The organism is Robiginitalea sp. (assembly GCF_982776155.1).
This window is the reverse complement of sequence record NZ_CEXZKX010000002.1, coordinates 213004-229258: the sequence shown is the minus strand read 5'-3', so window position 1 is coordinate 229258 and position 16255 is coordinate 213004. Positions and strand designations below refer to the sequence as shown.

Below are 16255 nucleotides of genomic sequence, written 5' to 3'. Positions count from 1 at the left end.
TTTCGGCTTTTTTCGTTTTTCCAAAGAAGGGGTTATCTCCGGACCCGTGCGGATTTCCCTTAAAACCAGGGCTTTTTCCCCACCTGGTAGGTATTGTAGAACTCCTCGTCGCTTTTGGTCAGGTAGATGACGCCCTCGATGAGTCCGATCAGGCCGGTGGCCCAAACCACAAAGATGCCCACGCCGATACAGGTCAGCACCATGCCGATGACCGTGACCACCAGGAGGATAATCCCCTCTTTCTGGTATCCGAGGATAAACTTATGCACGCCCAGGGAGCCCAGCACAATGGCGAGTATCCCGGCCAGGATTTTTTTGTTCTCCCCCCCGGCGCTGTTGAGGCCTTCCTTGAATTCGTCGGCGGTTTTCTTGGCTTCGCTTTTAAAATCTCCGGCAGCTTTTTTTGCATCTTCGCCGGCTTCCCGGGCCTTATCCCCGAAATCTTTATTTTCGTCTGACATGGTAATTGGTGTTGGTTTTAGTATCACCAATGTAGCAAATTATTCCTTATTCCAGAAATGCGGAATCCACAGGTTCCCAGAGTTCTATTTTATTGCCTTCCGGGTCCAGGATCCAGCCGAATTTCCCGTAGTCGTATTCTTCTATCTCACCCACCACCTGTACACCTTCTTCCCGTAACGCGGCCAGGAGCTCGCGGAGGTTTTCCACCCGGAAATTCATCATAAAGGGTTTTTCGCTTGGCTCAAAGTACTTTGTGTCCATTTTAAAGGGACTCCACTGGGTACTGCAATCCCTGCCGTTCTCGTCTTTCCACCAGAAGGTCCACCCGTAGTTGTCCGTGGGAATCCCCAGATGTTTTTTATACCATTCCTTGATATGGTCCGGGTCTTTGGTTTTAAAGAAAAACCCTCCCAGGCCGGTTACTCGCTTCTCCATGATTGCTCTTATTTATTTTTTTATTGCTTTTTCGTACATGCGAACCCAATCCTCCACCTCCATTTTTTCACAGAGTTCCCCGATGAGCCCATAGGGTATTTTATCGGGTTTCCGGAAGCGGATACAACTCTTGCCCATATCCGGCTTTCCGATATCCAGGGCCCTGTACCGGTCCAGGAACCACTGGTTGAGTTCGGGGTCCGCGTAGATCCCGCTGTGGTAGACGGCGATGTAGTTCTTTTGGCTGGCGAGGCTCATAAAGGGCAACGGGAGTTCCGGGTTGCAGTGGTAGCCATCCGGGTAGCGGGCATGGGGCACCACGTATCCGATCATCCCATAACTGATGGATTCCTCAAATCCTTCCGGCAGGTGGGTCCGGATGGTTTCCCGAAGTCTGGAGACGGGTTCCCGGCGCTCCTCCGGCAGCTGGGAAATGTAGTCGTCTGCACTGGTTGCCTCGTATTGCATGGCGGGTATATTTTTGGTTGTTGTCGGTTTTCAGGATGTCGCCGTCGAAGGCTTTGGTTTCAGGATGTCGCCGTCGAAGGCTTTCGTTTCAGGATCTGTGCGGATATAATACTCATGATCAACCCGATGAGGAAGACCGTGATAAACATCAGGAAGAAATTCATCAGGGGGTTGGTAAACAGTTCCTTTTCCGCCTCCATGGCCCGGGCGCGCTCCTGGAATTCGGATTCGGGCAGGGAGGCTTCCAGGTCGGCCAGGACGGAGGCGTAATAGGTCTCCATAAAATCCGGGTTCATATACTTTACATAGATCACGTCCAGGATTCCGAACATCAGGGCGGTGATCAGGCTGATGCCCAGGCCGATTTTCAGCCCGGCTCCAAAGTTCAGGGTACCGCTGTTTTCGCGGTCCCGGAAATGCCGGATCCCGAAATACACAAAACTGAGGGCCACCACCATGGAGGCGTACCCGATCACTTCCTGGGCGCCAAAATCCAGGCCGTCGGCCAGGTAAAGGCTCAGCAGGAAGAGTACGCAAATGACCGTGCCCCCGTAAAGGCCGTACCGGATGATTGTCTTTTTCATGGGTTCTGGTTTTAGGTTGGTATAAAAATACCCGGCCCGGGGGGAGTGGGCTTCATACTAAAGTACCAATTTTATCCTTTGGGCCTTCCGACCCGGAAATTTATGCGCTGCCTTCGGGGAGGAGATTCAGCGCCCGGGCCTTGCGGATAACCTGGGTGCGGCGCCGGACATCGAGTTTAACCAGCAGGTTGGAAACATGGGTTTTCACCGTGCTTTCGGAGATGTGGAGTTCGTCTGCAATTTCCCGATTGGACAAACCCTTGCAGAGGGGGAGGAGCACTTCGCATTCCCTGGGGGTGAGCCCGAGCTGGCGGATTTTCCGTTGGTCGGCTTCCCGGGACGGGGGTTTCGGGCGGGCATGCCGCTGCAATCCCATGCCGATCAGCAGGAATAGCACGGCCAGGCTGCCGAATATCCATTCCGGGTCAGTGGTCCCGCTATAGTACCCCAGACGGCCAATGCGCAGCAGGATCCATACTGCCAGAGCCAGGGCCGAGAAAATCCAAATGGTCCGCCACATATGGGAAAGATATAAAATGCAGGGTAAACCGCGGGAGGCGCCGGGAATCACTTTCCCTGGTAATGCTCCTTGATTTTTCGCACAATGGTGGCAGCCAACTTTTCCTTGCTCTCCACAGTCCACCCCGCCACGTGCGGGCTCAGCAGGACCCGGGGAGACCGGATCAGCTCTTGCATGTCCGGGGGCATGCCGTCCTCTCCGAAGAGGGATTCAAAGGAGGATTTCTCGTATTCCAGGACATCGAGGCCGGCGCCCAAAACCCGACCGGTCCGCAGGGCATCCACCAGGTCGCCGGTCCGGACGCATTTGCCGCGGGCCGTGTTGAGGAGCCAGATGGGTTTTGCGAAACCGCCCAGGAATCCGGCATCGACCATCCCGATGGTTTCCGGCGTTTCCGGCACGTGGAGGCTGACCACGTCGGCGTGCTGCATCAATTCCGGCATCCCTACCTGGCGGGCATCCCCGTTGCCCACGCCCCCCACGATATCATAACAAAGGGTCTGTACGTCAAAACCCCGGAGTTTGCGCGCAAAGGCCTGGCCCGTATTGCCGTAGCCGATGATGCCCACGGTCTTGCCGTCGAGTTCCACACCCCGGTTTGCCTCCCGTCGCCACCGGCCTTCCCGGACCTCGGCATCGGCCGTGTGCAATTTGTTCATCAGGGAGAGGAGCATGCCCAGGGCGTGTTCGCCTACTGCGTTGCGGTTGCCCTCGGGTGCGGCAGCCAGGAAAATGCCCCGTTCGCCCGCCGCCCGGGTATCGATGTTTTCCAGGCCGGCACCTACCCGCCCAATGAATTCCAGGTTTTTGGCCCGGTCCAGCAATTCCCTGTCGACGGGGAGCCTGCTGCGGATAATGATGCCGTGGTATGCCCCGATTTTTTCCAGGATTTCCTGCCGGGTACCGGTGTGGTCCCTGTGGTTTTTGAACCCCAGGGCCGCCAGGCCTTCCTCGAGCAGCGGGTGGTTTTCGTCCAGGTGCAGAACTTTTTTCATCGCATTGCAGTTACGTGGGTCCGGAAGGGGACCAAGATACAGAAGATTCCGGGCATTTGCGAAACGGGAGGCCCCGTCTAAATCCCAAGCACAAACCGGGCGATCCAAAAATAGATCAGGATGCCGAAGATGTCGTTGCTCGTGGTGATGAAAGGCCCGGTTGCAATGGCCGGGTCGATGCCGCGTTTGTGTAAAAAGAGCGGGGTAAATGTGCCGATGACGCCGGCTACGACAATCACCGCGATCAGGGAGATGGAAATGGCCAGGGCCGTGGGGAAGCTCCCTTTCCAGATCCAGGTAAACACCAGCAGGCCGACGGCCAGGATCACCCCGTTGAGCAGGGCCAGGAGCATTTCCTTGATCAGCCGGTTACCGACACTCCCCTTCAGGTCGTCGTTGACGAGCCCCTGTACGATAATTGCACTGGACTGTACGCCCACATTCCCCGCCATGGCCGCAATCAGGGGGGTGAAGAAGAACAGGATGGCGTGCCGGGCAATCATCTCCTCAAAGCCGCCCATGATGGCTGCGGCGCCCAGGCCGCCGATCAGGCCGAGGAACAACCAGGGCAACCGGGCCCGGGTCAGGTCCCAGATGCTGTCGTCCGCTTCCACATCCTGGGAGATACCTGCCGCCATCTGGTAATCCCGGTCGGCTTCTTCCCGGATGACGTCCACGATATCGTCGATGGTAATCCGCCCCACCAGGCGCCCGATTTCATCTACCACCGGAATGGCTTCCAGGTCGTATTTCGACATGATCCGGGCCACTTCCTCGGGTTTTTCGTTCACGTTTACCGAATCCACGTGGGATATATATATATCGCGGATCGGCGAGCGGGTCGAAGCGGTCAGCAGGTCCTTCAGGGACAACCGGCCGATAAGGATGCCCTGGTCGTTGACGACGTAGATGGAGTGGACCCGGGTTACGTTTTCCGCCTGTTGGCGCATTTCCTTGACGCAGGTGAGCACCGTCCAGTGGTCGTACACCTTGACGAGCTCCTTGGCCATCAGTCCACCGGCCGAATTCTCGTCGTATCGCAGCAGGTCGACGATGTCGCGGGCGTGTTCGCGATCGGAGATCTTGGAGATGACCTCCTGGACAATTTCCTTGGGGAGTTCCGCCACGATGTCGGCCGCGTCGTCCGTATCGAGTTCCGCGAGCTCCCCGGCGATCTCCTGGGATGAGAGGTTGCCCAGGATGGCTTCCCGCACATCCTCGTCCAGTTCGGTAAGGACATCCGAGGTTTTTTCGCTGTCCAGCAGCTTGATCAGGTAGGTGGCCTGGTCCTCGTGGAGTTCGTCGATAATTTCGGCCACATCCGCATAGTGCACCTCTTCCATCAGCGAACGCAGGGAATCGTTCTGACGGTTTTCTATCAATTGCTGGATTTCCGCCAGCAGCTCGTCGGTGAGTTTAAACGGTGTCATCCCAGATGCGCTTTGAGAGGGCGATAAATTCCCGTACTTCCAGTTGTTCGGGGCGCCGGTCAAAGATAGCATCTTCTTTGAGATAATCGGGGACGGGCAGGCTTTTAAGACTGTTGCGAAGCGTTTTCCTGCGCTGGTTGAAGGCGGTTTTCACCAGGCGGGTGAGGTGTTGGTAATCCCAGTCGGCCCGGGTATCTGTGCGGTAGCGTAAATGCAGTACCCCGGATTCTACCTTGGGCGGGGGGTCGAAGACTTCCGGGGGCACGGTAAAGCGGTATTCCGCCAGGTAATAGGCCTGAACCAGGACCGACAGGATGCCGTAGGTCTTGCTCCCGGGGCCTGCGCAGATGCGTTCGGCCACCTCCCGCTGGAACATCCCGCTGAATTCCGGAATCCGCTCCCGGTTTTCCAGGACGCGGAAGACGATCTGGGTGGAAATGTTGTACGGGAAGTTGCCGGTAACCGCAAAGGGTTTCCCGCCGAAGAGGCCGGGGAGGTCGAGCTTCAGGAAATCTCCGTGCAGTACCTCGAATGACTTGTAGGACGTCGTTTCCGAAGCCAGTTCCAGAGGGAAAACCTCCCGGAGGTACTTCACGGATTCCCCGTCGAGTTCCACGGCCAGCAGGTCCACGGGCCGCCTGAGCAGGAAAGCGGTCAGCACCCCGGTGCCGGGCCCGATCTCCAGGATCCGGGGCGGACCATCCGGGCTCAGGGTTCCGGCAATCCGCATGGCGACGGAAGCATCCGTCAGGAAGTGCTGGCCGAGGTGTTTTTTGGCGCGAACCCCCGTTGTGCGCTGGGTATCGCCTTTTCGCCCCATGCCCCCTCCCTTTTTGGCCGGGGATCTCCGCTTGCCCCTATCCCTGCTCATCGGGTGCGGTATTTCCGGCCGGAGGTTCACAGCCGAATGCCCGGTTCCGGACCCCCGGATCGGGTAGCGCGCCATGGACAAAGCGGTATGCGGGGGACGCCGTCATTCGTGTTCGCTGATGATTTCAAGTTCCGTGCGGAAGGCCACCAAACGGTCTCCGTACCGGTCGGTTACTTCCTGCCGCAGCCTGGCCGCGTGTTCCCCGTAATAGGCTTCTAGGGACTGGCGATCCGGAGCCAGGTACTGAACCGAATAGGTGGTCCCCCCCATCTCCTCCTCGACGAGTACCCGGCAAATCCGCGCGTTTTTAAAAGCGCCCGTGGCGATTACGTCCGGGATGTGGGTGGTGCGCATCCATTCGAGCCACTCCTTGCGAATAGCATCTTCGACGTTGATGGTTACATTGTAAATGATCATGTAGAGTTGGTGTTTCCCCGGGGGTTTAATTGACGGGGTCGCCCCGCAGCCTCCGGAATTGTTTGCGGGCTTCCGGGAAGTGGTAACTGTCCTGGAAGCGATAGATGATTTCCCTGTAGTGTTCCATGGCCTTGGCCGGGTCTTCCAGGCGGGTTCGGTACAGCTCCCCCATGGCAAAATGGGCGTCGTCCGCCAGGATGTCCTGCCCAAAGAACTCAACGATTTTGCGATAACTCAGTAGGGCACCTGAATAATCGCCGGCCGCTTCGAGCAACCTGCCGTGCATCAGTAAGGCCTCGTCTTCGATTTTCTCCCCCTTGTGGCCGGTCAGTATTTCGTCCAGGGCCGCGAGCGCTTCCGCGTTTTTTTGCTGGTACGCCAGCAGGTCGGCCCGGGCGTACTTCCGCAGGGCGGTCTGGGTGGAGTCCTCCAGCGAATTGTCCGAAATGATCAGGCTGAGCTGCATGGCGTCGTTGGCGATGAGCTGGGACGTGGAATTGCGGAGGACCTTCAGCTGGGTAAGCGCCCAGTCAAAATCCCCCTTGTAAAAACTGGTCTGTGCAACCTTAAAGCGGGCCTGTTGCCCCATCACGTCGTTTTTCAGCAATTTCTGGATTTGCGAGAACAAGATGAGCGCCTCGTTAAACCGCTGGTCAAAGACGAGGATGTCTCCCAGGCTGAGCTTTACGTAGCCTTCCGCATATTCCGGAAGCGGCAGGTCCAGGCTGTTTTTCAGGATGCGGATTGCCCGGTCGGGTTTGGAGAGGCGGAAGGCCAGGAATTTGGCATAGGCCACCTGCAATTGCAGGGTGGAAGCGGCATAGCCGTATTCGTCCATCAGCTCCTCGTAGGCTTGTTCGGCCTCCCGCAGGTCTTTTTCCCGGTTGTCGGCCAGGCCGATATCGATCAGGTGGAGGCGTGCGTTGAGCCGGCTTACCGGGTCGTTGCTTTCGGCAACCACAAATTCAAATGCAGCGACAGCAGCCTCAACGGCCCCGGCCTCCTCCGCGCTGCGACCCAGGTTCACCATGCGGTCGAGCCGGACCTCCGGTACGCGCCGGTATATGGCCTTTTCCTGGTTAAACGCGTTGGCGTATTGCCCCTGTTCCAGGTACAGCCAGCTGAGCAATTCGTTCCAAAGCGGGTCCGGGTCTTTCTGCGCCCGGGTAAGCAGGACGCGTCGGAGCAACTGGTTGTTTTCGGCTTCCGGATCCGGACCGATAAAGGATTCGATTACCCGGAGTACATTCGCCTTGGCGGACTCCCGTTGTTGCAACAGGTCCATATAGGCGTCGAACATTTCCCCGATACGTCCCTGTTCCCCGTAAATACGGGCTATTTGAAAATTAAAATCGAGTTCCGGGTTGAGCTCCATCGCGCGGGAATAGGCCTGCAGGGCATAATCCAGGAGGGTATACCGCTGAAATTTAAACCCGATCCCATATCCGAAATTCGGGTTGGATTCGATGGTCTCCAGTGCCTGGCGATACCATTTTTCGGCCTCCTCCGGCCGATCCATAAGCAGGTAGGTATACCCCATATCGATCAGGAGTGTCGGGTAGGCATTGCCCTCCTCCAGGCGCCGGCTCAGAAAGGAGATCGCTTTGTCGTAGGCCTCCAGCTGGTGGTAGCACAACACGAGGCCTTCCGTGTAGTCCGTCCGTCTCGGGTTGTTTTCCGCAAGCTTCTCGTAATACACAACCGCCTTGTCAAAATCCCCGTCGTTGAAATACTGCTTGGCCAGGAAATCTTCCTGGGCCGAAACGACCGAAAGGCACAGGACTGCCAGGGAGCACAGGAATTGTTTCATAACAGGGCTTTGTACAAAGATACGAAGTAATACGGGGCGGCCTTTCCGGGTGTTCCCCGGGCATCGGTCCCGACAGGGCGATCTCCCGCCCCGGGCCTGCTACTCGATCCGGTCGAAACCGGTATAGGGCACCAGCACGTCCGGGATGCGGATGCCCGATTCGTCCTGGTAATCCTCCAGGATACACGCCAGGATCCGCGGCAGTGCAAGGGCACTTCCATTCAGGGTGTGGGCCAGTTGCGGCTTGTTGTTTTCGTCCCGGTAACGCAGTTTCAGGCGGTTGGCCTGGAAGGCCTCAAAATTCGATACGGAACTCACTTCGAGCCAGCGTTCCTGGGCCGCCGACCAGACCTCAAAATCGTAGGTCAGCGCGGAGGTGAAGCCCAGATCACCCCCGCAAAGCCGGAGGATGCGATACGGGAGCCCCAGTTCGCCGAGCAGGCCTTTGACGTGCTCTACCATTTGCTCCAGGGCCGCGTAGGAATTCCCGGGTTCTTCCACCCTCACAATTTCCACCTTGTCAAACTGGTGCAGCCGGTTGAGCCCCCGCACATGCGCGCCATAGCTGCCGGCTTCCCTCCGGAAACAGGGGGTATAGGCCGTATAGCAGAGCGGCAGGTCGCCGAGGTCCATCAACTCGTCCCGCAACATATTGGTAACGGGGACCTCTGCAGTAGGGATCAAAAACAATTTGTCGTCCCGGAGTTCGTACATCTGTCCCTCTTTGTCGGGCAGCTGGCCCGTACCTAGCCCGGAGGCTTCATTGACCAGGTGGGGGACCTGAACTTCCTGGTATCCCGCTTCCGTGTTGCGGTCCAGGAAAAAGCTCACCAGCGCGCGCTGGAGCCGGGCGCATTTACCCTTGTAAACAGGGAATCCCGCCCCGGTAATTTTCACCCCGAGCTCAAAATCGATCAGGTCGTATTGGGCGGCGAGTTCCCAGTGGGGCAGGGCACTGCCTCCGGCCTGCGGCAGGTCCCCGGATGTGAAGACCACCTCGTTGTCCTCCTCGTCCGTTCCGGCCGGAACGGAGGTATGGGGAGCGTTCGGTACCTGGTAGAGGGCTTGCTGCAGGGTATCTGCTGCATCGTTCAGGGATTCCGTCAGGGCTTTGGAGGATTCCTTGAGTTTCGCTGAACGGGCCTTCAGTTCCTGGGCTTCTTCGGATTTCCCCGCCTTAAACAAATTCCCGATTTCCCGCGAGAGCGTATTGGCCTCCGCCAGTGTGGCGTCCAATTGGGTCTGCAGGGTACGGCGCTGCTTGTCCAATTCCAGTACTTCCTGAATCATGGGTTGGGCATCGATCCCCCGTTTGCCGAGGGCTTGGGCGATTGAATCGGGATTTTCCCGCAAGGTGTGCAGTGGCAGCATGTTCCGTGCAAATTTAGGCTGCAAATTTAAGGGTAAAATATGGAATCAGCCAACGGAACGGCCACCGATCGGCGCGGGTTATGCCGGCTACTCCAATTCCCAGGGGGCGGGCAGGATCCAGCGGTGGTGGCGGAAGTGATCCCAGGGTTCTGCCGCCAGGTCTACCTCCGGGTCGATAAAGGGGGCTGCCGGCTGCCGGTTGATCCGCAGGTTGCCTGCCGCATAGACGGCAATATCCTTCCCCTGCCGCGCATAGGATTTCTTGAGGTATTGGGCAAACTGCCAGATAAAATCCGGGTAGGCGAGTACTTTGCGGTACTGTCGGGGGGTCAGGTAATTTTCCGGTTTCACGGGTTCGCTGATGCCCGTGGCCTTGTCGACAATGCGGAACTGGATGGTGCCCCGCCTGCTCCGGAGCATCATGCGCCAGCTCATGCGGTGTCCCTCTTCAGTCCATAGGACATCGCCGGGAATTGCGTAATGCCGGATGGGCAGGAACACCTGCAGGGTGAAATACAACGCGCCCACACCCAGCAGGATTCCGGCATACCGGGGGCGGCCCGAGGGGGGTTGCCACTGCCCGGCGGCCTTGGTCGGGAAAAAGGTGCGGCGGATGGTTTCGGGTTCAAAAAAGAACGCGGTAAACGCCAGCGACAGGTAGGGGAATATCCCGATTTGAAAAACCACCGAGTTGAACAGGTGGAAAAAAATGGAGGCGCCAAAGGCCCATTTTCGGGTCGGCTTCCAGAGCAGGAGGGGGATGATCAGGAAATCGAATGCGATCCCGAACAGGCCGATGCACCGGTGCACCCAGGGCTCCTGCAGGATCGTTCCGATCAGCGGGTAATCTGCCTTGCCAGCCATCAGCAACCCGATAAAACTGAAATCCAGCCAGTCGTCGTATATCTTGGCGATAGCCGCATAGGTGTACACGATGAACAATTGCAGGACAACCGTCCATTTTACGGCCGTGTACATGGTATCCGTGCGTATTTCCGGCCGGCGTTTGGCGTCGAGGGACCTCGCCCGGTGGGCGGGGAGGAAACACATCAGCCCGGATATGAGGATCAGCAGGTAATAGTGGTTGTTGTAAGCGGTTTTCTGCATCAGGTAGGTGCCTGTCCAAAGCAGGGTGAACAGGATGATGCTCAGCCGGTAGCGGTACCCCAGGGCGATGGCGATACCCAGCAGCCCCATCAGGGCGTAATAGACATACATCCCCGGACCCGGCAGGGGTTGCAGCCACTCAAAGCCGATAAAGGTAAAAGTGAATTCGGGTTCCACCAGGTAGCGCCGCACCCAGCCGGTGGCGATGGCGCCGAAGCACTCCAGGGCCAGTAATACCCCGTAAAACATCCGGAACAGGATCAGCGGGCTGTTGTCCATCCGGGAATAGAGCAGGCGCCGGATCATCGTTGGCGTATGGCCCGGCGGGCCGCTTGTTGGTCCAGGGAGAGCTGTTCTTTCAGGGCTTCCAGGGAATCGAATTTCCGCTCGTCCCTGAGACGGGCCAGGAGGCCGACGCGCAGGGGCTGGTCGTAGAGGTCCTGGTCCAGGTCAAAAAAATGCACCTCAATGTGCTGGCCGGAGTCCTCAACCGTCGGGTTGGACCCGATGTTCATCATGCCGAAAACCTCCCGGTCTTCCAGTTGGCTGCGAACCGCATACACCCCATTCGCGGGGATGAGCTTGTATTCGGAGTCTATCCCGAGGTTGGCCGTGGGAAAACCGAGGTTCCGCCCCAGGCCTTTGCCCCGTCGGACGGTGCCGGAGAGCATATAGGGATACCCGAGGTAGGCATTGGCCGTTTCCAGGTCCCCGGCTTCCAGGGCCTTCCGGATTTTCGTGGAACTCACCGATACCTCGTCCACCTCCTGGGCAGAAATTTCCTCCACGGAAAAGTCGAACAGGTTCCCGAAAGCTTCCAGGTCCTGGATGTTTGCCGTGCGGTTCCGGCCAAAGCGATGGTCGTACCCGATGATGATTTTTTTGGTGTGGAGTTTTTCCACAAGCATTTCCCGCACGAACTGCGTGGCAGTTAGGCGCGAAAAACGCTGGGTGAACGGGTGGATAACCAGGCAGTCCAGGCCGGTTTCCCGGAGGATATCCGTCTTTTCCTCAATAGTGTTCAGCAATTTCAGGCCGCTGTCCTTTTGCAGTACCATCCGCGGATGCGGGTAAAAGGTGAGCAAGGTAGACTGCATGTCATGCGACCTGCCAAAATCCGTCAGCCGGCTAAGGATTTTCCTGTGCCCGATATGGACACCATCGAAGGTGCCGATGGTAACCACGCTGGGCCGCTCAATACGGTATTCTGAAAGACCTCGGACGGTTATCACGGAATCAAAATAATAAAAAAGGCGTATTTTTAGCGATGCAAAGCCCCATGAATGAAGACAAAGCTACGTCTTGTTTTATCAATTCCCATATTCTTGCTCAGCTTTTGTTCCTTCTCTCAGGAAACCAGTGGGTTGTGGGAACGTGATAACGCCATCCAGCTTCGCCGGACGGCATCCGGGGAGCTGCTGAAACCACAGGAAGGCAGCGGCTTTACCCTGGATGAAATGGGGATGCGCCGGGCATTGGAGGAACTCAACGGAAACCCCGGGTCCGCCAAGCGTATGTATTTCCCGGACAGCCGGGGCGAATTGCAGCCCTATCTGGTGCGCGAGCGGTCGGTCATGGCGCCTCAACTCCAGGAGCGGTACCCGGAAATCCGCTCCTACCTGGGGGTCAGCCCGGAGAACCCGGCAAGAAGGATCCGCTTCAGTATGTCCCCTTCGGGTTTCCAGGGCATGGTGAGCGAACCCGGGCGGGAAGCGTCCGGATTCCTGGAGAAAGTGCCGGGTAGCGGCGCTAGGTACCTGCTTTATCGCCGCGACCAGAAGGAGGCCCTGCCTTCGGCCTGGAAATGCGGAACCCGGGCTTACCGGGAATTTGCCAAGCCGGCTTCCTCCCGTGCGGCCAAGTTGGTAGACGACCAACTCTTGCGGACTTACCGGCTGGCGGTGGCAACCACAGGGGAGTACGCGGAATACCACGGGGGCACCGTCGGGAGCGCACTGTCGGCCGTAAATGCCACGCTTACCCGGATCAACGAGGTGTTTGAGACGGACCTGGCCATCAGCCTCGTGCTGGTAGCAGGCAACGACCAGGTAATCTATACGGATCCTTCCACGGATCCCTTTGGCGGGAATTTCAGCTCGGAGGTCCAAACCACGCTCGACGCCCAGATCGGATCGGCCAACTACGACATCGGCCATTTGTTCCACCGGGGGTCGGAAGCCGGGAATGCCGGGTTCATCGGTGCGGTTTGCAGCGAGAACCGGAAGGGCAGCGCGTATGCTGCTACGCCCACTCCGGAGGGCGATCGGTTTGACCTGGATTTTGTGGCCCACGAGATGGGGCACCAGTTCGGCGCAAACCACACGTGGTCCTTTGATTCAGAGGGCTCCGGCGTCCAGGCGGAACCCGCTTCCGGGACCACTATCATGGGGTATGCAGGCATCGCAGAAGGCAACAACGTGGCCCAACAAGGGGACGACTATTTCCACTATTTCAGCATCGTGCAGATTGCGCAATATGTGGCCGGCACCTCCTGTGCCTCTACGACGGCCCTCGCCAACAACCCGCCCGCGGTGAACCCCCTGCCGGATTATTTCATTCCCGCCGGCACCGCTTTTGTTCTGGAAGCCGATGCCTCGGACCCCGATGCGTCGGATATCCTTACCTACGCATGGGAACAGGTAGACGACGGGGTAGTTACCCGAGCCTCCTTCGGGCCGCAGAACCCAAGCGGGGCCAATTTCCGTTCCCTGCCGCCCGGGGTTTCCCCCAGCCGGTACTTTCCCCGGCTGAGCCGGGTGGCCTCCGGCAACCTGACCCAGGTGAGCCCGGCTTCCGGTTCCGCCTGGGAAACCGTATCGGAGATTGAACGGGACATGACCTTTGCCCTGACCGTCCGGGACAATGCCCCGGGGGGCGGGCAGGTGGCTTCCGACCTGGTGAGCGTGCGGGTGGTTTCGCAGCCGGATGCCTTCCGCGTGATCTCCCAGCAGAGCACCCAGAATTTTGCCGGGGGGAGTATCCAGACGATCAGCTGGGAGACGGGCGCAACCAACCAGGCCCCTATCAACTGCCAGGAGGTGGATATTTTCCTGTCCCTGAACAGCGGGCAGGACTTCCCGGTACTACTGGCTTCCGGGGTCCCGAACACCGGGAGTGCCCAGGTACAGCTTCCCGGGACGGCCACCACGGGGGGGCGGATTATGGTCAAGGCCTCGGACAATATTTTCTTTTCCGTCAACCAGGCCGATTTTACGATTACCCAGCAGCCCTTTGTGCTCGCTGCACAGGAACTCGAAGCGGTGGGATGCCAGCCTGTGGACGCCGTATATGATTTTACTTATCACAACTTTGACGGGTTTGCCGAAGAGGTTACCCTCGGGGTATCCGGCCTGCCCGCCGGGCTCGGGTCCGGCTTCAGCAGCCCGACTGTCCAGACAGACGGTACCGACCTGACGCTGACCATTACCAATACTGCTGCCGCGGCGCCGGGGCTCTACCCCCTGGTGATTACCGGGACGGCCCCGGGCGGGAATTTCAACCTGCCCGTCCAGTTGCGGCTTACCGACGGAAGTTTTACTGCTCCCGCCTTGCTCAGCCCGGAAGCAGATGCCACAGATGTCGGCCTGGTGCCCCGGCTACAGTGGGAGGCGACACAGGAAGCTACTTCCTACCGGGTCCAACTGGCGTTAGATGCCGGGTTCTCGGGGATCCTGGTAGATGAGGTTGTTTACCTTGCGGAATACCAACCCGAGGAGCTGCTGCCGGATACCACCTATTTCTGGCGTGTCAGGCCCATCAACGACTGCGGTCAGGGCGCCTTTGGCGCGGCCGCTTCCTTCCGGACCATCGCCACGGATTGCAAGACGCTTACCGCCCAGGGAACTCCCATCACCATTTCGTCCACCGGAACGCCCACGGTGACCTCGAGCATTTTTTTCGCGGACGATCAGACGGTCATCGGCGCGCGGGTAGGGCTGGACCTCAGCCACAGCTACCTCGCCGACCTGGTGATTAAACTCCGTTCCCCGGCCGGGACAGAAATTACGCTTATTTCCAACTCCTGTGCCGAGGCAAACGATGTGGACGCCACGTTTGACGCCGATGCCCCGTCGTTTATTTGCGGGAACAACCCGGCCATTTCGGGACTCGTGCGGCCGCTTGGCTCGCTGAACGCCTTCGACGGGGAATCGAGTTTCGGGGAATGGGTGCTGATCGTGGAGGATACGGCCCCGGCGGACGGCGGTGCCCTGAATGGTTTCAGCCTGGAACTCTGCGTGGAGGGCCAGTTTCGTCCGGATGCGGATGGGGACGGGGTTTTTGACGACGGGGACGACCTGTGCCCGGGAACCCCGCCCGGGGCTGTGGTCGATGCCAATGGCTGCCCGGTTTACCGCTTTGCCCCGGACCAGTTCGACATCGCTATTTCGGGCGAGAAATGTGTGGGTACGGACGATGGGGCCATTCGCGTCACCGCCTCCCGATCGCTGGATTACACCATTACCATCCGGGGAAATGGCCTGGACGAATCCGGGGCGTTCAGCAACTCCTTTGAGTTGAGGAACCTGGCCACCGGGCAATACGACATTTGTATATCGGGCACCGACGGGCCCATAACCTATGAAGCCCAGTGTTATAGCGTCACCATCGGCAGCCCGGATCCGCTGAGTGTGCTGGTAAGCCGGTCGGCGGGCGGCTCGGGGATTGACCTGGACCTGGACGGGGCCGTTTCCTATGTCGTTTCCCTGAACGGGGAGGAACGCACCGTGGGTTCCGGACCGCTCCACCTGGATTTACAGCCCGGGAACAACGACCTGAAAGTTACGGCCGTCCCAGCCTGTAAGGGCAGCTATGAAGCCTCCTACTTTTCATCGGATTCCATTTCGGCTGCACCCAACCCGTTCTCGGACCGCATCGGCTTGTATTTGCCGGATATCCGGGAACCCGTCACCCTGGAATTGTTCAATACTTCCGGGAGGCTGCTGTACCGTAGTGCCAGGCAGCCCCTGAGCCACAATGAAGAATTTTCCCTGCCGGTACTTCCGTCGGGCTTGTACCTGCTGCGGGTGCAATCCGGGCAACAGGAAGCACTCTTAAAAGTTTTCAGGAGATGAAGCGCGCTGTACTTATGTTGGTATTCGGTTGGTTGCTGGTGTCCTGCGGGAGCGACGATTCCCCCAAGGTGCCGCCGGCCGTTAGCCTGGCCTATCCGGAGAATAATTCGGAATGCACCACGGGCATTTCCCGGAGCGAGACCACCAGCGAGGTGGAATTCCGGTGGGCGGACACGCCCCACGCCGTGCGCTATGAGCTTACTGTCCGCAACCTGCAGACGAACGTCACCGAAAACGTCATCACATCGGGCCTGAGCGCCAGCCTGGTCCTGGAGAAGGGGACCGCCTATTCCTGGAACGTCATTGCCCGCAGCGAGTCCGGTATGGACGGACCGGCCGGGGCAGCCTGGCAATTTTTCAACGCGGGTTCCGCCCTGACCTACCCGCCGTTCCCTGCCCAGCACAAGGATCCAGTGTCCGGGGAAACGGTTACGCCAGACGCCAGCGGGGAAGTTACCCTGCGGTGGGACGGGGCCGATGCGGATAACGACCTGGTGGAATTCGAAATTTATTTTGGGACGGATGCCTCCAATCTCTCCCTGGAACAAACGGTGGGCTCCGGGCAGTTGTCCCTGGTAGTGCCCGTACAGTCCGGCGGGGTGTACTACTGGGAAATCCTCAGCCGGGATTCCGAGGGGAATACCTCCCGCTCCGGGGTGTCGTCATTTCGGGTCTTTTGACAGGCCATTCGGGGTGATTCGGGACCCGCACCC

15 protein-coding genes are annotated in these 16255 nt (G+C 58.6%); 2 read left to right on the top strand and 13 right to left on the bottom strand.

Annotated features, from left to right (window positions below):
* Window positions 1-59: 59 nt before the first annotated feature.
* The 13 genes from AC3DKS_RS04635 to AC3DKS_RS04575 all read right to left on the bottom strand — a co-directional run bounded on the left by AC3DKS_RS04635 (window position 60) and on the right by AC3DKS_RS04575 (window position 11702).
* Window positions 60-461 carry a TM2 domain-containing protein gene (locus AC3DKS_RS04635; RefSeq protein WP_015752994.1) on the bottom strand — a complete coding sequence of 134 codons (402 nt, stop codon included), beginning with the start codon at window positions 459-461 and terminating at the stop codon, window positions 60-62.
* A gap of 46 nt (window positions 462-507) precedes the next feature.
* Window positions 508-897, bottom strand: a complete 390-nt coding sequence (locus tag AC3DKS_RS04630; RefSeq protein ID WP_015752993.1) for a VOC family protein — start codon at window positions 895-897, stop codon at window positions 508-510.
* A gap of 12 nt (window positions 898-909) precedes the next feature.
* On the bottom strand, window positions 910-1365 hold the full coding sequence (locus AC3DKS_RS04625; RefSeq protein ID WP_015752992.1) for a DUF1801 domain-containing protein: 456 nt from the start codon (window positions 1363-1365) through the stop codon (window positions 910-912).
* A gap of 59 nt (window positions 1366-1424) precedes the next feature.
* On the bottom strand, window positions 1425-1949 hold the full coding sequence (locus AC3DKS_RS04620; RefSeq protein ID WP_015752991.1) for a DUF4199 domain-containing protein: 525 nt from the start codon (window positions 1947-1949) through the stop codon (window positions 1425-1427).
* A gap of 100 nt (window positions 1950-2049) precedes the next feature.
* Window positions 2050-2469: a response regulator transcription factor gene (locus tag AC3DKS_RS04615; RefSeq protein ID WP_015752990.1), complete on the bottom strand. Its 420-nt coding sequence runs from the start codon at window positions 2467-2469 to the stop codon at window positions 2050-2052.
* Window positions 2470-2516: 47 nt separating this feature from the next.
* Window positions 2517-3464, bottom strand: a complete 948-nt coding sequence (locus AC3DKS_RS04610; protein WP_015752989.1) for a 2-hydroxyacid dehydrogenase — start codon at window positions 3462-3464, stop codon at window positions 2517-2519.
* Between the two features lie 77 nt (window positions 3465-3541).
* Window positions 3542-4894, bottom strand: coding sequence for a magnesium transporter (gene mgtE, locus AC3DKS_RS04605; RefSeq protein ID WP_015752988.1), 1353 nt, complete (start codon window positions 4892-4894; stop codon window positions 3542-3544).
* Window positions 4881-5846 carry a 16S rRNA (adenine(1518)-N(6)/adenine(1519)-N(6))-dimethyltransferase RsmA gene (gene rsmA, locus AC3DKS_RS04600; RefSeq protein ID WP_015752987.1) on the bottom strand — a complete coding sequence of 322 codons (966 nt, stop codon included), beginning with the start codon at window positions 5844-5846 and terminating at the stop codon, window positions 4881-4883. Before rsmA ends, mgtE begins: the two co-directional genes overlap by 14 nt.
* A gap of 21 nt (window positions 5847-5867) precedes the next feature.
* Window positions 5868-6182 carry a DUF4286 family protein gene (locus AC3DKS_RS04595; RefSeq protein ID WP_015752986.1) on the bottom strand — a complete coding sequence of 105 codons (315 nt, stop codon included), beginning with the start codon at window positions 6180-6182 and terminating at the stop codon, window positions 5868-5870.
* Between the two features lie 25 nt (window positions 6183-6207).
* A complete protein-coding gene (locus tag AC3DKS_RS04590) occupies window positions 6208-7992 on the bottom strand; it encodes a tetratricopeptide repeat protein (protein WP_015752985.1) in 1785 nt (594 codons plus the stop codon).
* A 99-nt stretch (window positions 7993-8091) separates the two neighbouring features.
* Entirely contained in the window at window positions 8092-9363 is a 1272-nt protein-coding gene (gene serS / locus AC3DKS_RS04585; protein WP_015752984.1) for a serine--tRNA ligase, read from the bottom strand.
* Between the two features lie 87 nt (window positions 9364-9450).
* Window positions 9451-10776, bottom strand: coding sequence for an HTTM domain-containing protein (locus tag AC3DKS_RS04580; protein WP_015752983.1), 1326 nt, complete (start codon window positions 10774-10776; stop codon window positions 9451-9453).
* Window positions 10773-11702 (bottom strand): bifunctional riboflavin kinase/FAD synthetase, encoded by a 930-nt coding sequence (locus tag AC3DKS_RS04575; RefSeq protein WP_272606759.1) that lies wholly within the window; start codon window positions 11700-11702, stop codon window positions 10773-10775. Before AC3DKS_RS04575 ends, AC3DKS_RS04580 begins: the two co-directional genes overlap by 4 nt.
* 132 nt (window positions 11703-11834) lie before the next feature.
* Between AC3DKS_RS04575 and AC3DKS_RS04570 the strand changes: the two genes are divergently transcribed.
* Window positions 11835-15542 (top strand): reprolysin-like metallopeptidase, encoded by a 3708-nt coding sequence (locus AC3DKS_RS04570; protein ID WP_272606758.1) that lies wholly within the window; start codon window positions 11835-11837, stop codon window positions 15540-15542.
* Window positions 15539-16222, top strand: coding sequence for a hypothetical protein (locus AC3DKS_RS04565; protein WP_272606757.1), 684 nt, complete (start codon window positions 15539-15541; stop codon window positions 16220-16222). The genes AC3DKS_RS04570 and AC3DKS_RS04565 overlap by 4 nt, the downstream gene beginning before the upstream one ends.
* Window positions 16223-16255: the final 33 nt, after the last annotated feature.